This window comes from Arundinibacter roseus (genome assembly GCF_004348825.1).
In the GTDB taxonomy this organism is placed as follows: Bacteria; Bacteroidota; Bacteroidia; order Cytophagales; family Spirosomataceae; genus Arundinibacter; species Arundinibacter roseus.
In genome coordinates this window covers 121,701-142,039 of the sequence record NZ_SMJU01000008.1, presented here as the reverse complement: position 1 = coordinate 142,039, position 20,339 = coordinate 121,701, and the positions used below count along the sequence as shown (strand labels likewise).

General features: G+C 45.7%; 18 protein-coding genes. 15 read left to right on the top strand and 3 right to left on the bottom strand.

The window, feature by feature from the left end:
* The first annotated feature begins 43 nt into the window (after positions 1 to 43).
* The 7 genes from EZE20_RS14015 to EZE20_RS13985 are packed head-to-tail and all read left to right on the top strand — an operon-like array spanning position 44 to position 6,889.
* Complete coding sequence (locus EZE20_RS14015) at positions 44 to 418, top strand: hypothetical protein (protein WP_132118683.1); 375 nt, start codon at positions 44 to 46, stop codon at positions 416 to 418.
* Complete coding sequence (locus EZE20_RS14010; RefSeq protein ID WP_132118681.1) at positions 415 to 894, top strand: hypothetical protein; 480 nt, start codon at positions 415 to 417, stop codon at positions 892 to 894. The genes EZE20_RS14015 and EZE20_RS14010 overlap by 4 nt, the downstream gene beginning before the upstream one ends.
* A complete protein-coding gene (locus EZE20_RS14005; protein WP_132118679.1) occupies positions 881 to 1,390 on the top strand; it encodes a CsgE family curli-type amyloid fiber assembly protein in 510 nt (169 codons plus the stop codon). The genes EZE20_RS14010 and EZE20_RS14005 overlap by 14 nt, the downstream gene beginning before the upstream one ends.
* Positions 1,391 to 1,413: 23 nt before the next feature.
* Entirely contained in the window at positions 1,414 to 1,842 is a 429-nt protein-coding gene (locus EZE20_RS14000) for a curli production assembly/transport component CsgF (protein WP_132118677.1), read from the top strand.
* 46 nt (positions 1,843 to 1,888) lie between these two features.
* Complete coding sequence (locus tag EZE20_RS13995; RefSeq protein WP_132118675.1) at positions 1,889 to 3,313, top strand: CsgG/HfaB family protein; 1,425 nt, start codon at positions 1,889 to 1,891, stop codon at positions 3,311 to 3,313.
* 51 nt (positions 3,314 to 3,364) lie between these two features.
* Positions 3,365 to 4,891, top strand: coding sequence for a carboxypeptidase regulatory-like domain-containing protein (locus EZE20_RS13990; protein ID WP_132118673.1), 1,527 nt, complete (start codon positions 3,365 to 3,367; stop codon positions 4,889 to 4,891).
* A gap of 12 nt (positions 4,892 to 4,903) precedes the next feature.
* Positions 4,904 to 6,889: an asparagine synthase-related protein gene (locus tag EZE20_RS13985; RefSeq protein WP_132118671.1), complete on the top strand. Its 1,986-nt coding sequence runs from the start codon at positions 4,904 to 4,906 to the stop codon at positions 6,887 to 6,889.
* 15 nt (positions 6,890 to 6,904) lie between these two features.
* Here EZE20_RS13985 and EZE20_RS13980 read toward each other — a convergent pair whose 3' ends face one another.
* A complete protein-coding gene (locus EZE20_RS13980) occupies positions 6,905 to 7,372 on the bottom strand; it encodes a nuclear transport factor 2 family protein (RefSeq protein ID WP_132118669.1) in 468 nt (155 codons plus the stop codon).
* Between the two features lie 128 nt (positions 7,373 to 7,500).
* Here EZE20_RS13980 and EZE20_RS13975 point away from each other — a divergent pair, with 128 nt between their 5' ends.
* Positions 7,501 to 8,793 (top strand): sterol desaturase family protein, encoded by a 1,293-nt coding sequence (locus EZE20_RS13975; protein WP_132118667.1) that lies wholly within the window; start codon positions 7,501 to 7,503, stop codon positions 8,791 to 8,793.
* 21 nt (positions 8,794 to 8,814) lie between these two features.
* On the opposite strand, the gene EZE20_RS13970 is transcribed toward EZE20_RS13975, so the two are convergent.
* A complete protein-coding gene (locus EZE20_RS13970) occupies positions 8,815 to 9,783 on the bottom strand; it encodes a 1-phosphofructokinase family hexose kinase (protein ID WP_132118665.1) in 969 nt (322 codons plus the stop codon).
* 328 nt (positions 9,784 to 10,111) lie between these two features.
* Here EZE20_RS13970 and EZE20_RS13965 point away from each other — a divergent pair, with 328 nt between their 5' ends.
* The 5 genes from EZE20_RS13965 to EZE20_RS13945 all read left to right on the top strand — a co-directional run bounded on the left by EZE20_RS13965 (position 10,112) and on the right by EZE20_RS13945 (position 17,744).
* Positions 10,112 to 11,806: an FAD-dependent oxidoreductase gene (locus EZE20_RS13965; RefSeq protein WP_132118663.1), complete on the top strand. Its 1,695-nt coding sequence runs from the start codon at positions 10,112 to 10,114 to the stop codon at positions 11,804 to 11,806.
* A 78-nt stretch (positions 11,807 to 11,884) separates the two neighbouring features.
* A complete protein-coding gene (locus tag EZE20_RS13960) occupies positions 11,885 to 14,185 on the top strand; it encodes a PSD1 and planctomycete cytochrome C domain-containing protein (RefSeq protein ID WP_132118661.1) in 2,301 nt (766 codons plus the stop codon).
* 46 nt (positions 14,186 to 14,231) lie between these two features.
* On the top strand, positions 14,232 to 15,701 hold the full coding sequence (locus tag EZE20_RS13955) for a DUF1501 domain-containing protein (RefSeq protein ID WP_132118659.1): 1,470 nt from the start codon (positions 14,232 to 14,234) through the stop codon (positions 15,699 to 15,701).
* A gap of 83 nt (positions 15,702 to 15,784) precedes the next feature.
* Positions 15,785 to 16,849: an NHL repeat-containing protein gene (locus tag EZE20_RS13950; RefSeq protein ID WP_132118657.1), complete on the top strand. Its 1,065-nt coding sequence runs from the start codon at positions 15,785 to 15,787 to the stop codon at positions 16,847 to 16,849.
* A 202-nt stretch (positions 16,850 to 17,051) separates the two neighbouring features.
* Complete coding sequence (locus EZE20_RS13945) at positions 17,052 to 17,744, top strand: response regulator transcription factor (protein WP_132118655.1); 693 nt, start codon at positions 17,052 to 17,054, stop codon at positions 17,742 to 17,744.
* On the opposite strand, the gene EZE20_RS13940 is transcribed toward EZE20_RS13945, so the two are convergent.
* Positions 17,713 to 18,717 (bottom strand): LytTR family DNA-binding domain-containing protein, encoded by a 1,005-nt coding sequence (locus EZE20_RS13940; RefSeq protein ID WP_132118653.1) that lies wholly within the window; start codon positions 18,715 to 18,717, stop codon positions 17,713 to 17,715. The two genes, EZE20_RS13945 and EZE20_RS13940, sit on opposite strands and share 32 nt — an antisense overlap.
* A gap of 243 nt (positions 18,718 to 18,960) precedes the next feature.
* Here EZE20_RS13940 and EZE20_RS13935 point away from each other — a divergent pair, with 243 nt between their 5' ends.
* Together EZE20_RS13935 and EZE20_RS13930 are read left to right on the top strand one after the other, a co-directional pair.
* Positions 18,961 to 19,140 carry a hypothetical protein gene (locus EZE20_RS13935; protein WP_132118651.1) on the top strand — a complete coding sequence of 60 codons (180 nt, stop codon included), beginning with the start codon at positions 18,961 to 18,963 and terminating at the stop codon, positions 19,138 to 19,140.
* A 36-nt stretch (positions 19,141 to 19,176) separates the two neighbouring features.
* Complete coding sequence (locus EZE20_RS13930) at positions 19,177 to 20,292, top strand: lysophospholipid acyltransferase family protein (RefSeq protein WP_132118649.1); 1,116 nt, start codon at positions 19,177 to 19,179, stop codon at positions 20,290 to 20,292.
* The last annotated feature ends 47 nt before the right edge of the window (positions 20,293 to 20,339 follow it).

Genomic DNA, 20,339 nt, shown 5'->3' with positions numbered 1-20,339 from the left:
TCTCCTTCCTTACTGGTTTTCACTTCTTTTGACAAATAGCCTTATGAAAAATAATCTCATCATTCTGGGTCTGATCGGCATCGGGGGCAGTGCGCTCGGGCAAACGGCTCCAAAATCTACCGAAATTGTGCAGCAGGGAGAAAAGAACGTAATCAAAATGGAGGTAAAAGGCTCAGAGAAAGATACCACCACTCGCACCACTATTGTAACTCAAAACGGCACCAATCAACTGCGCATTGATGCCAAGATGCCTGCCGATTCTCTCCGCAAAGCGCTGGAAAACATCGACATCACGCAGGAGGGAAAGAGCAACAAAGTATCCATCCAAACCGAAAGCACAACCGGAAACAGCGTAAAAATTCAGCAATCCGGCTCCAATAACAAAGTAACAATCGTTCAAAAATCTGGAAACGAATGAAAAAACTAACCTGTATCCTCATCCTGATGTTTGGGCTCGGCCGCGCGTACGCCCAACAAAATGGAACAGATTTGTCCCTGCAACTCTTGCCCCAATCGCAACAACAGATGCGGCAGGTGGCGGCCACAGCTTCGTCGGTGCGGGTAGAAGATATGATGGGCCTGCAACTCGGCAACGGCAATGTGCAGCGGGTAACCGCAAACGGACAGGACAATCAGCTGCGTATGGCTCAGGATGGTGATTTCAACACAATGAACATGCAGCTGAGCGGCAACGGAAACGCCTATGAGTTTGTGCAGCAGGGCAACCGCAACCTACTTGATGTCCGTGGCGTGCAGTCCTCAAACTCAACACTGCAAATTATTCAACGCGGAAATGGCAACCAATTGGTTGACGAAGGGTCAGGGATGTTGAATCGCTCCATACGGATTGAGCAATCCGGCGGGATGAAAGTTTTCATCAATGGTAAACAGTAAGCGACTTTTCCTCCGGCTCCTGTTTTTTACGGCCTGTCTTTTTACATCGGGGTTTTGCTACGCACAAAGTGTGGAGGAAGCCTACGATGAAACGGCGTTTGTACCCGTCGAAATCAGCATGCAGGTGGAGTCGTCCGCAGGTTTTCTATTGGACAATACCCGGACAAAAAACGGACGGGATTTTTACGAATTTTTTTATCAGCAGTGGCTCGTCGTACAAACGGACACCACCTATTTTTCGCCCGATGCCATTCAAAACATTGGGGAAGAGCTCACAATCACGATTGACGAACAACCCGCTCAGGGTATTTCGAGCATCGTTTCGCTGACGGTCAACGATATCATGATTTGGCAGCAGTTTTTACAACCCCGTTTGGGAGTGATTGAACTCCTCGCCGAAGACGCAGCGGCAAGCCTTGCTCAATACGTAATTAATTTTCAGGAATTTCAACAACAATTAGGAAGCGATGATCAGAAAGGAACGGGGATTTTTTAACCGTTTCAAAGTCTACTTAACCCATGAAACAAACCTTACTTCTTGCCTTTCTCCTGCTTACAGGAACGTACTATACACACGCACAGGCTTTACTCTATCGTCCCCAAAACCCAGCTTTTGGCGGTCAGACTTTTAACTATCAGTGGTTGCAGAGTTCGGCGCAGGCGCAGGACAAAACCAAAGACCCCAACGCACTTACCTCTACCGGGGCAAGGTCCAGCTTTAGCTCTACGAGCTCTTTGGATAACTTTTCAGAAACCCTGAGCCGGCAGCTTCTAAGCCGGATTTCTTCCCAATTGCTAAGCTCGCAGTTTGGTGAGGAAACACTTACCCCGGGAACGTATCAATACGGCGATCTTCGGGTCGATATCACCAATGCTGCTGATGGTATTAACATCCGGATTGTGGATGGGCAGGGAGGGGAAACCACCGTTACTGTGCCATACTTCTGACCCTTACTTCACCTTCTTTTTTAAGTATAATTTTTGTTTTCAATTTATGCAAATTACCAATCACCTCTTGAAGGGTTGCCTGCTCGTGGTGGGTCTTATGCTTTATGGATGTAGAGCGTATTTTCACCAACCTACCAAACTAGAACAGGCCCGGCTCGGAGAGGAAACTACGTTTTCGGAAGAACTGCGAAGCCTTCCGGCTCCCAAAGAAGCACTCGCTACGGCGGTCTATAAATTTCGTGATCAAACGGGGCAATACAAGCCCTCCGATAATGCGAGTTGGTCTACGGCCGTCACGCAGGGTGCTACCAATATTTTGCTCAAAGCCATGGAAGACAGCAAATGGTTTTTGAACATTGAGCGCGAAAATGTGAGTAATCTACTTAACGAGCGTAAGATCATTCGTTCGAGTATGTCACAGTACAATAAAGCCGAAAATGATGTATTACCTCCGCTTCTTTTTGCCGGCATGATCCTGGAAGGCGGCATTGTGTCCTATGATGCCAACATTATTACCGGTGGTGCAGGGTTGCGTTACTTTGGTGCCGGTGGGTCTACGGAATATCGGCAGGACCGCGTGACGGTTTACCTGCGGGCAATCGCTACGCGGTCGGGTAAAATCCTGAAAACGGTGTATTCGTCGAAGACGATTTTGTCACAATCCGTCAATGCCAGTTTGTTCCGTTACGTACGCTTTAAGCGTATCCTGGAAGCTGAAACGGGCTTTACTACCAATGAGCCTTCCCAAATGGCTGTTACTGAAGCAATAGAAAAAGCCGTGCATGCGATGGTTTTGGAAGGAATAAAAGATGGATTATGGGCAGCCGCTGATGCCGACTCTACCCGCACAAAAGAGCAAATCAAACTTTATGAAGAAGAGAAAAAGCTGATGGCACTAACGGATGTGTACGGCATTGACAATGCGGTCGAACGTCCCCGCATTAGCCTCATGCCCTACGCTTCTGCCTTCAAACTTCAAGGCGATTATCAGGTGCCAAGCTGGCAGCCCGGTGGGGGAGTTCAGCTGAACGCACAGCTGACACCGAATTGGGGCTTGATAGCCAACGGATTCAGAAGTTCTTTTTCTACTTCTACCTCTGATAGAACCTTTACCCTCAAACGAAATTGGCGGAATGCAGATTTGTCGGTGGTTTACATGGCTTTACCTTTTCAGAAATACTCGCCTTTCCTGACCGCTGGTGCCGGAATCTCGCAAGTCTCTCCTCTAAACGATTTTTCTGCCGACACCAAAACCTTTCACTTTGCCAAGGCCGGAGCCGGTTTGGAAGTCAGCCTGACCAAATACCTTGGCCTGCGGGCGATGATGGACTACTATTGGATGACTACTGACATGGTCGACGGCGTCAAGAACGGTCAGCTTAATGATTCCTTCCTGAGGGTTTCCGTTGGTACTGCTATTTACATCGGGAAAGCCTCCCGAAAAAGGGTATTGCCTTTACCAGCCAATTGATTTCCCTGGTCTTTTTCTAAAATCTACCCGTGACTCTTTTTATTTATTTATATGTTACTAAAAGTTAAGTATTTAGCCTCTTTTCTGATCGTTTTATCCTCCATTTGGCTGCTATCCTGTTCCGAAGAGATTTTTGTTACTCCCAAGACCTTCGGAAAAATCAGCGGAAAAGTAATTGACAATTCTACAAAAAAAGCGCTGGGAGAAGTCCTCATTCGACTCAATCCATCGGGAAGAAGCCTTGAAACTGACACCTCAGGGACGTTCTTTTTTGACAGCCTAACGGTAGGGAAATATACTATAACCGCCACGAAAGAAGCTCTTTATAATGAATATGTTACCGTTGAGATTACCGATACATGGAATCCCAACGTAACGCTATACATGTCGGAAGACTTAAAAACCAATCGTGCCCCGACGCGCCCGTTGCGTGTAACTCCGGAAAATCGAAGTACAGTTGCGGTGGTTGATAGTTTGTTGCTTTCATGGACGGCTTCTGATCCTGACCGGGATACGTTAACCTATGACGTGTACCTGTATAGCGAAGGTACTGCACCGGATACAGCCTATATTTCTGGTTTTAAAAATGACTCTCTTTATGTTTCCAACCTGGAATACAGCAAGCGATACTACTGGCAGGTGGTGGCAAGAGATAAGAGCGAGGCGGTTTTTAGTGAAACATGGTCTTTTGTAACACCTTCATTTCCCGCATTAACCTACGTGTTTAGCCGGGAAACGGAAGGACTTTATCAAATTTTTTCGGCCAATACTGCTGACAAACAGGTACAGCTTACAACAACCGGAAGCAATTGGAGACCAATTGTGAGTCCTAATCGGGAACAAATTGCCTTTATTTCCAACAGAGCCACAACCACGCAGATTTACCTCATGAACCGGGATGGCAGAAACCTGCGGAAGGTGACTTCCGTCCCTGTTTCGGGGCTTTCTCCACTCGATTTGTCATTTACGTGGGCCTACAACGGATCGAAGATTATCTACCCATCAAACAATCGATTATACTCAATTAATACGGATGGCACAGGACTTGCCGTTGTGGCCACGGCTCCCGCCGGGCGGTTATTTGCGGGTTGCGATTGGAATGAAGCCACCAAAACCATTATTGCCCGAACCACCGGACAAACGTTGTACGATAATGAACTAGTGCTCATTCAGCCCCATGGGGAGATGAATACCGTATTGCAATCAGCAACACGCACTGGAAATCCCGTATTTTCCATTGAAGGAACGCAAATCCTGTATTCGAGAGATATTGGTACGTTTACCAACGAGGAAGGCCGTCAGCTTGATGCCCGGATTTTCCTCATGAATTTATTTGATCGGACTGTGCAGGATCTATCGGCAATCAATACCGGATCGGTTATTAATACTTCCGAAAAATCGCCGGGCACCAATGACCTGGAACCCCGTTACTCACCCACCGGTCGAACCATAATCTTTACCAACACCAATAATGACGGGGTCTCCCCCAGAAACATTTGGGTTACCGATAGCAATGGACGTGGTCGTACCCGACTATTTGAAAACGCAGAAATGGGAACTTATCGTCAGCAACCCTAATCAGCTATTCCTATGAGCGGTATTGCGGGAATGGTTCGGTGGGACAATCAGTCGATTCCTGCCGGACTGCTTAGTCAGATGTCAGAAAAAATGGCGCATCGGGGTACGGATGGAATTCAGTTTCTGGATCAACCCTCCGCTGGTTTTGTGTATCTGCATCTGAACGTAACCTTCGAGTCGTTCAATGAAGCCCAACCGCTCACAAATGATGCGGGAATTACGCTCGTGGCAGATGCTCGTATTGACAATCGAAAAGAATTGATCGAGGCACTTGGACTTGCCGAAAAAGACGGCATCCCGGATAGCGAGTTGGTTTTGGCTGCTTATCAAAAATGGTCTACGGATTGTGTGCAACATTTGATAGGAGATTTTGCTTTTGTGGTGTGGGATTCAGGTACGCAAACGCTCTTCTGTGCCCGCGATCATTCGGGTATTCGGCCGCTATTTTACCACTTCGTTCCCGGAAAATATTTTCTATTTGCCTCTGAAATTAAAGCACTTTGGGCGTTTGGAAATCTTGATAAAGCACCTGACGAACAGCGCATTGCTACCTACCTTTGTCATTGGGGACAATTCCCGATTTATCAGCGGAATACTTTCTTCAAAGATGTGTTGAGTCTTCCTCCGGCGCATAGTTTACGCGTCGATAAAAAGGATGTTGAGGAAAAAATGTACTGGGAAATAAATCCGTCAAAATATGCATTCCAAACCTCCGAAGAATATCTGACTGCATTCAGGGAGATTTTTCTGGAAGCCGTTCACTGCCGAATCCGCACACCGTTTCAGGTTAGTTCATTTTTAAGTGGTGGGTTGGATTCATCATCCGTCGCGGCGGTTGCTGCTACAAAACTACACGCTGAAGGGCGGATACTTGACACCTACTACTTAGATACTGAACTGGAAGAAACCTCTGAAAAAGAGTTCGTTGCGTCTTTCTTGGAGTTGCATTCGGTGGAGCATGCAGAGATAAAGGCTGATAAGTCTTTTTATGATGATTTGGCAGCAATTGCCCGATTGACGGATATGCCCGAGATGTTTTCCATTACATACTCGCATTTTAAACCCCTTCTGAAAGAGGTAAACAGCGTCAAAAGCCGGGTACTTCTGACCGGAAGTGACGGTGATACGGTAGTTGGCTACGGGATGGAATGCATTGACGAAGCAATTCAGAAAAAAGATTGGAAAACCGCAGCACAATTACTTAGTAAAAGCCACAATAAACAGGATTATCAGGAAAAATTTGGGAAAGTAAAAGGAGAAAAAAAGTATCAGAAAGGCACGCTTGGTGTCGTTTGGAGAAAACTCCGGAAAAACCATAACGTCCCGGTATCTCTTGTGCTGTTGGTTAAAGTGTTACTTCTTGAATTTAATTTTTCACCACTAGTCATTAGTCGACTATTGGCAGAAAATGCTCTTCAAAAAAAGGATCAAAGTGGAGAAAATCAGGAGTTTATGCTCAAAAAAAGCCTGTGGTCAAAATGCCTGCCTTTCATGAAAGAGGCTACGGAATCGAACCCCACCACAAAGCTGCTCATAAAAAAAGGAATGCTTTACCAAATGATGAGCGAAATAGAGGAGCAATACGATGTTCTAGGAGCCGCTTACCAAATTCAAATGTGCCATCCTTTTTTCGACAAACGGTTGATTGAACTGTGTTTGTTTATTCCAACCGAGCTGAAATTTTATGAAGGCTTTGGCCGTGGACCCCTGCGGTTTGCTATGAAAGAATTCTTGCCAAAGAAAATATTGTTTAGAAAGAGCAAAATTGATTTTAGCCCCTCAGTTAATCACAAACTTGTTCAGCAATCAATCAAAACGGAGGCAGTTTTACGGGAGAATCTCCATGAGTTACACGAAATTATAGAATTGAACAACCAAAAATCTAGTTCTCAAAAACCGATTACAATCTATCCTCGTTACTATCATCGGTTACTACATTTTCTTTTCTGGAAAAAAGCAGTATTCTCTACCCAAAAGGTGGAAAAAGTTATGATGTAAAATGGTTGGTGAAATTCACCTCTTGTTCAGAAATTCGGTCAAACCCACCGCAGCGGATTTCTGCACTTTTTTTCTTAAAAAAGGCGACCAACCCAAAAACAGTCCGGAGATTCCCAGGGCCTGCCGCGCCCACTTATAAAAATCGAAACGGTCTACATGATGAACAATCTTGCCGTCTTCAAACATAAAGTTGGCGTGAATATGATTAATTACCTTCCTGTTTGACCTGGAAAAAGTGTAGGTCGCAATCCATTCGGCGCTTCCAAGGGTCTCATTTGCTTCGATGTTTTTAAACTCAATTTGTAAATCCTTCCCTCGTTTGATCAGCATTTCCCACATTGCCCGAACCCTAACGGTATCAAGATTCCTGAATACTTCATCACTAAAAGTGGCTGACTCGGCATAGCATTGTTGCATAGTTTTGTAATCTTTCTGCTGGAAAGCGTTGTAAAAAGTTGTCAGAAGTTTTTCGTTGGGAGTCATCGAATAGAAAAAATTAAGGGTTGCCAGGAGAATTCATTACTTCAAATAGAGGATGTTGTAGCTAATTTGCTAACTATTTAGCAAATTTATACCCGAAAAATGATAAAATTCCTCTTCAAGGTTACCTTATGGAACAGTACGCAAAAATTCTGACAATAGCGATGCCCGTGTTTCTGATTGCCGTTTTATCAGAAAAGCTTTACGGTTGGATGAAGTTCAGGCATAGCTTCAAACATATGGACATGATTTCGAGCCTGAGTTCAGGCTTCACCAACAGCCTGAAAGACGCACTCGGACTTGGGATTTCGATCATTACGTACAGTTGGATGGTGACCAATTGGGCATTCTTCGAAATTAAATCTACGGTTTGGGTATACCTGATAGCCTTTATTGTCCTTGATTTGGCGGGTTATTTGGGTCATATGCTTAGTCATAAAATCAATGTTTTATGGAATCGGCATTTGATTCATCACAGCAGCGAGGAGTTCAATTTGGCCTGTGCCTTACGTCAGAGTATTTCTGGAATTATTAATATTTTCACAATTTTTCTGATTCCGGCTGCTTTGGTTGGAGTTCCTGCTCAGGTGATTGCCGTAGTGGCTCCGCTGCATCTTTTTGCGCAGTTTTGGTACCACACCACTTACATTGGCAGAATGGGCTTTTTAGAAAAAATTCTGGTGACACCATCGCATCATCGGGTACATCATGCCATCAATCCTCAGTACATTGACAAAAACCACGGACAGATTTTTATCATTTGGGATAAATTATTTGGGACTTATCAGGAAGAACTGCCGGAAGAGCCGCCCGTGTATGGCATTACCCGTCCGGTAAGTACCTGGAATCCAATTAAAATAAATTGGGGACATTTGTGGTTGTTGATGCAGGATGCATACCGCTGCAAAAGTTGGACTGATAAATTGCGCATTTGGTTTATGCCTACCGGGTGGCGTCCGGCGGATGTAGAGGAACGATATCCTGTATACAAAATAGAAGATGTACATAACTTTGAAAAGTACAATCAACAGCATTCTGGCAGAGTGATGGTCTGGATTTGGTGCCAATTCTTATTTACTTTTCTCCTTATTTACACCCTCTTTTCCAATCTTGCTCAAATTGGATTCCAAAATGCTGTCCTCTGTGGCGGGTTCATCATGCTTGGAATTTATGCCTACACGGAGCTGATGGATCGTAATCCGTATGCTTGGCTGTGGGAAGCACTTAAAAACGGTCTCGGCCTGGGCATTCTGATTTACATGGGAAATTGGTTCGGGATTTCTACACCGGGAAATTGGCTGAGTTATTTTCTGGGAGCTTACTTTTTACTTTCATCACTCATTACGTTTGTAATCGTTCGTTTTGAAATAAAAAAACAACCTGCCCGGCAAACCGAACAGGTTGTGGATTATTCAATATCCTGAGAAGCCAACGGTTATTGCTGCTTATCGTATAGCCGAAGCATACCGCACCTCGTACCGATTGAGCCAATCGAGCAGTCTGTTCACGTCGTTTACTTTAAAAAGTTCACTTCCGGGATTCATCGTAGCGGCGGAGCCACAGGCTACGCCCATGCGCACAGCCTCGCGGATAGATTTTCCCTGCGATAGTGTCCAAACCATACCGGCAACCATGCTGTCGCCCGCACCAACGGTACTTTTCTTGGTAACAGGCGGTGCCGGAATATGCTCAACGTAGTCAGACGTAACAAGCATGGCACCCATTGCGCCCATAGAAATAACGACGATTTCACAATTATTTCGAATGATCAGTGCGCGGGCTGCTTCATCAAGCTCGTCCATTTCGAGTTTATCGACACCAATTAACTGGCTGAGCTCGCTAATATTGGGCTTCAACAAATAAACTCCTGCCTGACATGCCAACCGGAGTGATTCGCCGGAGGTATCGGCAATGAACTTCGCTCCCTGCCTCTTGGCTAAGGTCGCAATTTGACAATAAAAATCAGCGGGGACACCGGGTGGAAGGCTGCCGCTCGCAATAATGAACGAAGGCGAAGGGGTAATTTCTTCCAGAGTGTCAATAATGGCTTCTATCTCGGTAGGCATCAGCTGCGTGCCGGGCATGCTGAATCGGTATTGCAGGGAGGTCGTAGTTTCAACAATATTCAGATTCTCACGCGTCCATTCTTTGGTTTCTACAATGCGCACATCCACTTTTTCCGCCTTTACCAGCGCTTGCAGTCGCTGACCGGAAGGCCCTCCGGCTGTAAAAACCGCAATGGGCTCGCCACCGAGCCGATGAATGGCCTTGGCTACGTTAATTCCTCCGCCCCCGGCTTCAAATTGCGGTTTTTCGCACCGCAATTTATCATCAGGAACCAAACGATCCACAGTAGTGCTTTTGTCTACCGCTGGGTTTACTGTCAGTGTTACAATCGGTCTTTTAGTAGCCATGAGGACAGGTCAATTAGATGTACTGGTTAAATAACGTATGCTCAAATGTAAGGAAAAATAGTGTTGGGATTTCAAAAACTATGGGTTCTTGTAGAGGCGGGGGTTTCCTTTGAAACCTGCCAAAATTGGAATAAAAAAGAATTCAACCGTGCAATTCTCCTGCTAAATTAGCTGTTAAGAATAACCTATGCTTGCTGAACAGCGAACCGGGCAGGGAAAACCACCCAAATTGTCGTCTATCAGCAGGAGTGGTCTTTCCTTGAATATAAACTCATTTTTGTATCTGATCGTCCTGTAAACTCTTATCTGTACATCTTACTATTAGTCAATGAACCTTAACCTTAAAGCCGCAAAACAAAATACCTACGATGCCATAGTTGTAGGTTCTGGAATTAGTGGAGGCTGGGCCGCCATGGAACTTACAAAAAAAGGGCTTAAAGTACTTCTTTTGGAACGGGGCCGAAACGTAGAGCACGTTACGGATTATCCCACCGCCATGAAGGCGCCCTGGGAAATTCCGCATGCCGGCCGTCTGACTCCCGAGGAAGAGGTTCGGTATTCTATTCAGTCCCGGAATTATGGTGTAAATGCAACAAATAAGCATTTTTTTGTCGATGAAATTGAAAATCCCTACGTGCAAACCAAAAATGAGTTGTTTGTATGGGCGCGAGGACATCAGGTAGGGGGCAGGTCACTCATTTGGGGACGGCAATGTTACCGACTCAGCGATCTGGATTTTGAGGCCAATGCCCGTGACGGAGTAGGTATCGACTGGCCAATACGCTATAAAGAACTGGAACCGTGGTATGCGTATGCTGAGAAATTTGCGGGAATCAGTGGGAGCAAAGAAAATCTGCCTCAGTTGCCGGATAGCGTTTTTTTGCCTCCCATGCAGATGAACTGTGTCGAAAAGCACACCTCAGCCGAAATTGTAAAGCACTATCCCGACCGCCGCATGATCATCGGGCGGGTGGCGCATTTAACTGAGGCCAAAGAAGGCCGTGGTGTATGTCAGTTTCGGGATATGTGCTCACGGGGCTGCCCATTTGGTGGCTTTTTTAGTACCAATTCGTCCACATTGCCCGAAGCCGTCAAGACCGGAAACCTGACTTTGCGTCCGCATAGCATCGTAACAAAAGTTATGTATGACGAACAAAAACAGAAAGCCTCTGGTGTAGAGGTCCTTGATGCCGAAACCGGAACGACCTACGAGTACAGCGCCCGGTTGATTTTTCTGAACGCAAGTACGATCAGTTCTACCATGATCATGCTCAATTCTATTTCCTCTCGTTTCCCAACCGGATTAGGAAATGACTCCGGGCAATTGGGTAAAAACTTGATGACTCACCACAAAGCGGGCGTGCGCGGAACCTACGAGGGCTTTACTGATAAATATGTTTTTGGCCGGCGTGCCAACGGGATTTATATTCCCCGATTCAGAAATGTGAACGAAAAACACCCGGATTTTTTACGGGGCTACAACTATCAGGGAAGTGGAAGCAGAGGACGTGGAGGAGCCGGAAGCGGATTTGGAATTGAACTCAAAGAACGTATGTCACAGCCGGGCGATGCGTGGGGACTCGGGTTAACTTCCTTTGGCGAGCAGCTTCCCTATGAAGACAATCTCGTAAGACTAAGTCAGGATGTGAAGGATAAATATGGCATGCCCGTGGCAGAAATTCAGTTTGAATGGAAGGAAAACGAACTAAAAATGGCGAAAGATTCCGTCGTTCAGGGAATTGAAATGCTGGAAAAAGCAGGATTTAAGGACGTAAAGATGACATTCGGTGATCCAATGCCCCGCTCGACGGTTCATGAAGTAGGCACAGCCCGCATGGGAGCAGACCCGAAACAGTCGCTATTGAACAAGCATAATCAGATGCATACCGTGGCCAATGTTTTCAATACGGACGGAGCCTGCATGCCTTCGGTTTCTTGTGTAAATCCCTCGCTGACGTACATGGCACTCACCGCAAGGGCATGTGACTATGCCGTTTCGGAAATGAAAAAGGGGAATATTTAAGGTAAATCTCAAAAATCATTCACTTTAAGAGACAAAAGAAAAGGTACTGTAATTTTCAATCAGGCGAAGCCGATACCTATGCTGGCAAAAGGTAAACTTGTTTTTTTTCTGCTAATTGGCGGTGGGGTAGTGCTTGCAACACTTACTTCATGGCTCGATTGGGGCAAAAGCCGGGTTGACTTCAATACGCAGATTCGCCCGATTCTGAATGCCAACTGCACCGGTTGTCACGGAGGCGTAAAACAACAAGGTGGCATCAGCCTGCTCTATCGGGAGTCCGCTTTGGCGAAAGGGAAGTCGGGGAAGCCTTGTATAGTGCCGGGCTATCCTGACCAAAGTGAGTTAATCCTCCGGCTGCGTCATCATGACCCCGACGAGCGCATGCCGCTCAAAGCCCCGCCACTCACGGATGAACAAATAGCGCTTCTTGCAAATTGGGTAAAAGAGGGTGCATCCTGGGAAACGCATTGGGCCTACATCCTGCCCGTAGCCATAACCCCGCCCTCCGTGTGGAGCCGGTGGCCCGAAAGTCCGATTGACCAATTTATTTATAAAAAGTTAGATGACGAAGGACTCTCGCCTTCCGAAGAAGCTGATCGTGCGACTTTACTGAGACGAGTAACGCTCGATCTCACCGGACTTGCGCCTACGGCGCAGGCGTATGACGCATTTTTAAAAGATGAATCAGATGATGCTTATGAAAAAGTAGTGGACAATCTCCTGAAATCCCCAGGCTATGGGGAACGATGGGCGGCACTTTGGATGGATCTTGCCCGCTACGGTGACTCACAGGGCTATCAAAAAGATCGTCACCGGGACATTTGGCAATACCGCGATTGGCTTATCTCGGCGTTTAATGCCGATATGCCTTTTGACCAGTTTACGGTTGAACAGCTGGCGGGTGATTTATTGCCAAAACCTACCACAGAGCAATTAATCGCGACGGCATTTCACCGCAATACCAGCACCAACGACGAAGGTGGAACGGACGATGAGGAGTTTCGGGTAGTAGCAGTGCTGGACCGGATTAATACAACTATGGAAGTTTGGCAGGGCACGACAATCGCCTGCGTACAGTGCCACAGCCATCCCTACGATCCGTTTCCACACAAGGAGTACTACCAATTAATGGCATTTTTCAATACAACGCAAGACACCGACCGGACCGATGACCGCCCAACGCTGAGGGTACTTTCTGATAGACAAAAAGCAGATTTTACGCAGGCGCTCGCCCGATTTAGTGCATTGAAAGATACAGCCTCTTTGGAATACAAAAACGCATGTCGTGATCTTGATGCAATAAAACCATCCAATACGCCCATTATGCAGGAGCTCCCGGCAGACAGTAGCCGACGAACCTTTATGTTTGTGCGCGGCAACTGGATGGTTCATGGGGATGAAGTTTTTCCGCAAACCCCAAAAATGCTATCCAATTTACCCAAAGACTATCCCAAAAACAGGCTTGGGCTGGCGCAGTGGCTGGTAAGTCCGCAAAATCCACTCACAGCCCGGGTTATGGTCAATCGGTTTTGGGAGCAGCTTTTTGGTATTGGTTTGGTAGAAACTCTGGAAGACTTTGGCACGCAGGGTGCCAAACCCATTCATCCGGAATTGCTGGATTGGCTGGCTCTCCGATTTATGAATGAGCATCAATGGAGCACAAAAAAACTATTGAAAGATATTGTACTTTCGGCTACGTATCGGCAATCTTCGGTGGTAAGTGCTGATTTACAGGAAAAAGACCCCTACAACTATTTGTTAGCGCGAGGCCCGCGGGTTCGACTTTCGGCGGAACAGGTTCGCGATCAGGCTTTAACGGCTGCCGGACTACTTTCGCAGAAAATGTATGGCCCGAGCGTGATGCCCCCTCAGCCGGATGGCGTTTGGCAGGTGATCCGGAATGTGGTCAAATGGCGTACAGATACTACCCAAAACCGTTACCGCCGGGCGTTGTATACCTACTGGCGAAAGTCCAGTCCCTATCCGTCATTTGTCACTTTTGATGCCCCGAGCCGGGAATTATGCGTTTCGCGAAGAATCCGCACCAATACGCCCTTGCAGGCACTCGTCACTCTGAATGACCCGGTATATCTGGAAGCTTCGCAGGGACTAGCCGGACAAATGGCCCGAAGTGCCGGGCTGGCACCAACTGAAAATATCCGGCAAGGGTATTTTCGTTTAACCGGGCATTATCCTTCTTCGGAGCGTTTGTCGTTGCTTTTAAAGTATTACTATACCTCCATCAACCATTATAGAAAACACCCGGAAGATGTACGGAGTTACCTAACCATGGCTGCGCCCAAAACGGCTCAATTAGCAGCTTTGTCGGCCACTGCCAATGTCATGCTGAACCTGGATGAGGTAGTTACAAAAGAGTAATCCATAGGAGGTTAAGAACTAAAAATCGCTGACGAAAGGATATTTCATGGAAAAAATTCTGAAAGAACTCGAACATACACAACGGCAAACCACTACCCGCCGTTTCTTTTTGCAGCAAAGCATCGGTCATTTGGGGGCTATGGCGCTTGGCGGAATGATGATGGGTTGTGATGTGTTTAAAGGAGAAAAAAATCAGAATGAGACGCTTTCGCAGCTCCGACATTTTGCGCCAAAAGCCAAACGTGTGATCTTTATGCACATGTCGGGTGCGCCATCGCAGTTGGAGTTATTTGAAAATAAACCCCTGCTCAAAGATTTGGACGGACTGGACTGCCCGAAGTCTTTTCTGGAAGGAAAACGCTTTGCCTTTATTGTGGGCACACCCAAAATGCTGGGACCATATGCCAATTTTGAACAATATGGACAAACCGGCAGCTGGGTGTCGCATCACATGCCTTACTTCCAACAGGTAGTTGATGAAGTCACGTTTTTGCGGGCTATGCATACCGACGAGTTTAATCATGCGCCCGCACAGCTGTTTATGCATACAGGAAGTCCGCGAACGGGACGCCCGAGTTTTGGCTCGTGGGTAACGTATGGATTGGGTTCTGACAATGAGAATTTACCGGGTTTTATCGTTCTGGCATCTGGCGATGCTATTCCCAGTGCCGGAAAAAGTATTTGGGGGAGTGGTTTTCTGCCTTCTCAGTTTCAGGGGGTACAATGCCGTTCGGAGGGAGATCCCGTGCTGTACATTGGTGATCCCAAAGGAATGCCCCGGGATCTGAAAAAAGCAGCCATTAAAACTATTTCTGAGCTTAACAGGGTGCAGCATCAGGAAATCGGCGACCCCGAAATCATGGCCCGAATAGAGCAGTATGAGCTTGCATTTCGTATGCAAACGACCGTTCCTGAGGCCATGGATATTACCAAAGAACCAGACTACATGCACCAATTGTATGGAACTACGCCCGGTCAGAATTCATACGCTAACAACTGCCTGCTGGCAAGGCGATTGGCTGAGCGGGGCGTGCGGTTTATTCAGCTGTACCATGCCGACTGGGATACGCACGGAAGTAATCAAAACGAAGCACTTGAAATCGGCTTCGTAAACCGTTGCCGCGAAACCGATCAGGCCACTACCGCCTTGCTGCTTGATCTGAAACAACGCGGCATGCTCGACGATACGCTGCTCGTTTGGGGAGGTGAATTTGGACGAACACCGATGGCCGAAAACCGCGGAGGCAAGAAAGCACCGTTCAAGGGACGAGACCATCACAAGGACGCATTCACGATGTGGGTTGCGGGCGGCGGTGTCAAGAAAGGGTTTAGTTTTGGCGAAACCGACGAAATAGGGTACTACGGTGTCAAGGATCAGGTTCATGTCCACGACTTGCAGGCGACGATTTTACATCAGCTGGGTTTTGATCACGAAAAATTAACCTACCCGTTTCAAGGTCGGAACTTTCGGCTTACGGATGTGCACGGCAAAATCGTGAATGAAATTTTGGCTTGAAAAACAGCATTGGGATCCTGACAAACGACTTAGTAAATTTAAACCTTCCTGCGCTTTCTATCTGAAAACAATCATCTGAACTCATGGATCTTACGTCTTCTCGCCGATTTTTTTTAAAGTCAACGGCTGTAACAGCCACTGCACTTACCTTTAAGCCCTTCTATATCCTGAATGCCAAACCAAAAGCCAATGGTGAAATTGTGGGTCATGGAACTCATAAGTACCGGGTGCAGCAGGGGTGGGGAAATCTGGATTCGTCTCAGTTTCCCGTCAACAACTGCCACGAAATGGTGCAGGATAGCAAAGGAAGGCTGATTATGATTGGCGACGAAGTAAAGAATAATATACTGGTCTATGATCGTTCCGGTAAATTGCTCGAAAGCTGGGGGCACGAATATCCCGGGGGACATGGCCTTACGCTCTGGAATGCTAATGGTGAAGAGTTCCTCTTTATTTGCGATCCTAATCTGGGGAAAGTTTTCAAAACAGATATGAAAGGTAAAGTACTGCTTACCATCGAACATCCATCGAAGGTAGGTGCCTATAAACCCGAAATGAATTTCAAACCAACTGAAACCGCAATCGGTCCGGATGGTACAATTTACGTTGCCGATGGCTATGGCTCGCAGTGGGTGTTGCGGTATACCAAGGAGGGCGAATATATTGATAAATTTGGTGGACCCGGCGATGAAGAGCATCAGTTTGCAACCGCGCACGGGGTAGCAATTGACAGTAGAAATAAATCAAATCCGACGGTTTTAGTTACCTCAAGGGTTCATAATTCTTTCAAACGTTTTAGCCTGGACGGAAAATATTTGTCTTCAATTTTTTTGCCGGGAGCCTTTGTGTGTCGTCCCGTATTGGATGGAGAAAATATTTATGCGGGAGTTTGCTGGTCTCGTTTGAAGTATCTCAACCAAACGCCAAACTCTGGCTTCGTAACGATTTTAGATAAAAATGATAAGGTCATTTCGAACCCCGGTGGTACCAAACCCGAGTACAGAAACGGTCAGCTGCAAGTAATGGTTCAGGAGTATCACGACCTTATGCATTGCCATGATGTGTGCATTGATGCAGACAAAAATATTTACATCTGTCAGTGGAATGCCCGCAAAACCTATCCATTGAAACTGGAACGGATTTCTTGATCCAAACCAAGGTGCATTTTGAGAAACCCGGAGGACATTTCCTTCGGGTTTTTGTAATTATGGCCTTTACAAGCAGTTAGGGCCGAAATTAAAGTGTTGATTTCACGGCCAAAAGTGTTGATTTCACCGGAAATCATTATAATGGTATAAATTCTCATTCTATTTTCGATCCAGAATTCGCGCACTAACTGCTGTCTGTATCATGAAAAAAGAAATGGAATCTAAGTGGTCATTAAGAAAAACGGATGCCACCGTGCTTGTTGCAAAGTCAGAACCATTTACCTGTGAAGTATTGGGAAGCCTTCTGAAAAGTGAAGGATTTGATGTTGTCGGGCGTGCCTCTCAGCTCGACGATTTGATAAGTAAAATACAGACAAAAAAACCAGCCTGCGTCATTACTGAGGTTGGACTGATCGGTGATGCATCACGTTTGATCAGCGCTTTGGGAGAACTCAAAAAAGTACCGAAGGTTGTGTTGTATGTGAATACCCACGATACACAGGATATATCAAAAGTGCTGGAAGCAAAGTTTAGTGCTTACCTGCATGCCGAAGATCAGCTCGAAGAGTTGTATCGCTGCCTGCAATCGACGAGTAGAGACACAACTTATTTTAGCTCCTGCTTTCGGGAGTTGATCCGGGAATTGGGAATTAATGAAGCAGATAGCGAGACATTGGCGATCATCAAGTCGCTCACCAAGCGCGAGCGGCAGGTACTATACTATTTGACCAAAGGCCTGACCGGGCACGAGGTAGCCGAGCAGCTCAACATGAGCTACCGGACGTTGGCCAATCATAAACAAAATATTACCCAAAAGTTTTCTTTGGATAGCGGAAGGCAATTGTTGCGCCACGGATTGCGGATCAGGAGTTTCCTTGGGGATCCGCGAGCGTAACTTTTGGTCCGGGAGCCGCGGAACGGTTGCTTTCGAGGGCCTCTTTGAAACTTTGCATGCGGGCACGAGGCATAATCAGCTGTTTGCCTGGTAACTTACGACTATATAAAATATACTTGCCTTTTTCCCAATAAGAATAACTGTCGAAAAAATCCAGATTTAGAATATAATTTCGGTTCCCCCTGAAAAATCGCTGCGGATCCAATTCGTTTTCGAGTTCGGCAAGTGACTTGGAAACCGTAAAACGACCCGTACGATGCTCCACAAAATATTCTCCGGAAACAGTTTCAAACAAGTAGCAATCCTCCACACTGAGCAGGGTGTCACCTGTACTCATCTTAGCCTCAATTAATTGGGTGTAGGTTCTTGGAGTGCCAGTGGCAAAGGAGGCAAACGCACTAAATACAGAGTCTGATGGATCGGCAACTTTTCTCAGGTTTTGTAAAAAATCCAAAATCAGAGAGGTATTCAATAGGATATAGCCCAGGAGAATGACAAAAGGTGTGTAGCTGATGTATCCCTCAACGGTATAGAAGTATACCAAATAGCGTTGTTGGTAGCGAAGCATATCATACTCCGGAAATTCCCTCAGGAAAAAACGTAGGTGAAGTGTAATCGGAATAAAAAAGAAGTAGGCGGTTAGGAAAAGAGGTAAAAAACTTGCCTGATATTGGAGAATAGACTTAGTTGATAAAGTTAATTCGTTGATTTTGAATAGAGTATGGAATTTATTTACAAGAATTACAAGAATGTATAAGGTAACGAGTTCTGGAAGGTAAAATCCAAAAAGCCAATTGAACAGATAAGATGTAAAGCTTTCTGAATTATTATAAAAGGAAAGCCTTGTTTCGGGAGTTATAGCCCAGCTTAGCAGTTCATAGAGTACGACGATTATAAACAGGATGGCTATACCGCTTAACGGTTTTCGTAAGAAAGAACGGTTTAACTCAAGGGTTTTCACAGGCTGATGCATTTGTTGTTAAGTTTTCAATGGCTACAAAAGGGCGGCTTCATGCTGAATTCCGAGTACAAAGAAACTAGTAATTAATGACTATTTTTTGAATTGAATATAGAAAAAAACACGGATTATTTGGAGGCCCCCTGTGGTATACCTTTGTAATCGAAAGTTAAGCACATCACAAACGCTTGCTTTCAACCAAAAGTTAATTAATTCCAGATAATAGTCCTAACCGTTCATTCTAAACAATTCAAAATCATGAAAAACTTCGAAATTAAGTCAAAAGGAACGTTGTCTCAGTACTTGAAAGATAACGCAATTAAGGCAAAAGGTGAAATTAAAAGCTCATTATTTGCAAGCGAAGGTGGTTTACGTGGCGAGTCCTGCTTTGGTATAGTAGTCCCAAAAACATCGAAAGGACTGTCTGTTTCTCTCTAAGTAATTGCACTTGCCCAACTCCTAAATCCGGTTACAATGAAAACGAAATCACTAGCAGCTTATCGGGAGGTAGCCCAGGAATGTATTACCGCATTTGATCGGGTTGATATGCGCCGGGAAGAAGGTTACTGTGTACGGTCCGGGCTGTTTTCGGCCAATCTTACAAACTTTCTTCCCACTATTTCTGAGTCAGGTCATGAGCAGTTGTATGTGAATCTTATTCGTAACCTTACGCTCGAAAAATTTGATCGTGAACTGATGCACCTTAGCGATGTGGCAGCTATTGAAGGAGATTTGTCACTGATAAGTAGTGCTAAGAAGCCATTTATTTTCTGCACGTTCCACATTGGGTCGTATCGTTTGATCGCCAATTTACTATTGCGCAAAGGATACCAGTTTTCTACCCTAGTACGTCAGGAGGTATTTGAAACGCAGCAGGCCGAGTTTAAAGAGTATTGCCGCAACATGCACGATACCTTTGGCACACCCAGTAAGGTAAATATTTTGAATGCTGAAGACCCCCGGGTATTACTTCAAATGACCCGGGAATTGCAGGCAGGCCGCTCGATTTTGGTCTATATCGACGGTGACACAGGTTCAGGTGAAGAACATAAGACTACTGTAAGTTTCCTGAATCAGAAACTGAAAGTCCGCAAAGGTGTACCATACGCAAGCTTTCTTTCGGGTGTCCCGATTCTGCCTATTGTTCAGTTTCGCAAGAGCAATCTGCAAAACGTTCTGAGAATTGGTAAGCCGATTGTTTGCAGAAAAAATGAGAACCGCGAGGAGTTTTGTGATCGTTCACTCTCCGCAATTTATAAGTACTTTGGACAGTATGTCGAGAAGTATCCTGATCAATGGGAAGGATGGAGTTACGTACATAATTCGATGGTTATTCCGCCCCAGACCTTTACTACTAACGTAACCTATGATGTAAGCAGAAAAAAAACTACCTACCGTTTCAATCAGAGTAGGTACCGGATTTTCGAGCTGGAAAGTAACTATCTACTCTTTGATCGAACGGCCTATGAAACCTTCGAGATTACGGCAGACATGAAAAAGTACCTTTCAGCTCCGGTGGTAAAAAATCCGATAAAGATATTGGGAGAAGGCATATTTGGTGAATTGCTCACCCGAAATATCCTGATCTAAATCGCAAGTAGCGAGCAAAGACAAAAAAAGTTTTAGTGTGTGTATAG

Excerpts from the sequence above, each read along its gene's own strand:
- EZE20_RS13975 (WP_132118667.1), top strand. The coding sequence starts at position 7,501 with ATGGAACAGTACGCAAAAATTCTGACAATAGCGATGCCCGTGTTTCTG.
- EZE20_RS14005 (WP_132118679.1), top strand. The coding sequence starts at position 881 with ATGGTAAACAGTAAGCGACTTTTCCTCCGGCTCCTGTTTTTTACGGCC.
- EZE20_RS13970 (WP_132118665.1), bottom strand. The coding sequence starts at position 9,783 with ATGGCTACTAAAAGACCGATTGTAACACTGACAGTAAACCCAGCGGTA.
- EZE20_RS14010 (WP_132118681.1), top strand. The coding sequence starts at position 415 with ATGAAAAAACTAACCTGTATCCTCATCCTGATGTTTGGGCTCGGCCGC.
- EZE20_RS14000 (WP_132118677.1), top strand. The coding sequence starts at position 1,414 with ATGAAACAAACCTTACTTCTTGCCTTTCTCCTGCTTACAGGAACGTAC.
- EZE20_RS13930 (WP_132118649.1), top strand. The coding sequence starts at position 19,177 with ATGAAAACGAAATCACTAGCAGCTTATCGGGAGGTAGCCCAGGAATGT.
- EZE20_RS13985 (WP_132118671.1), top strand. The coding sequence starts at position 4,904 with ATGAGCGGTATTGCGGGAATGGTTCGGTGGGACAATCAGTCGATTCCT.
- EZE20_RS13935 (WP_132118651.1), top strand. The coding sequence starts at position 18,961 with ATGAAAAACTTCGAAATTAAGTCAAAAGGAACGTTGTCTCAGTACTTG.
- EZE20_RS13950 (WP_132118657.1), top strand. The coding sequence starts at position 15,785 with ATGGATCTTACGTCTTCTCGCCGATTTTTTTTAAAGTCAACGGCTGTA.
- EZE20_RS13940 (WP_132118653.1), bottom strand. The coding sequence starts at position 18,717 with ATGCATCAGCCTGTGAAAACCCTTGAGTTAAACCGTTCTTTCTTACGA.
- EZE20_RS13960 (WP_132118661.1), top strand. The coding sequence starts at position 11,885 with ATGCTGGCAAAAGGTAAACTTGTTTTTTTTCTGCTAATTGGCGGTGGG.
- EZE20_RS13965 (WP_132118663.1), top strand. The coding sequence starts at position 10,112 with ATGAACCTTAACCTTAAAGCCGCAAAACAAAATACCTACGATGCCATA.
- EZE20_RS14015 (WP_132118683.1), top strand. The coding sequence starts at position 44 with ATGAAAAATAATCTCATCATTCTGGGTCTGATCGGCATCGGGGGCAGT.
- EZE20_RS13995 (WP_132118675.1), top strand. The coding sequence starts at position 1,889 with ATGCAAATTACCAATCACCTCTTGAAGGGTTGCCTGCTCGTGGTGGGT.
- EZE20_RS13980 (WP_132118669.1), bottom strand. The coding sequence starts at position 7,372 with ATGACTCCCAACGAAAAACTTCTGACAACTTTTTACAACGCTTTCCAG.
- EZE20_RS13990 (WP_132118673.1), top strand. The coding sequence starts at position 3,365 with ATGTTACTAAAAGTTAAGTATTTAGCCTCTTTTCTGATCGTTTTATCC.
- EZE20_RS13955 (WP_132118659.1), top strand. The coding sequence starts at position 14,232 with ATGGAAAAAATTCTGAAAGAACTCGAACATACACAACGGCAAACCACT.
- EZE20_RS13945 (WP_132118655.1), top strand. The coding sequence starts at position 17,052 with ATGAAAAAAGAAATGGAATCTAAGTGGTCATTAAGAAAAACGGATGCC.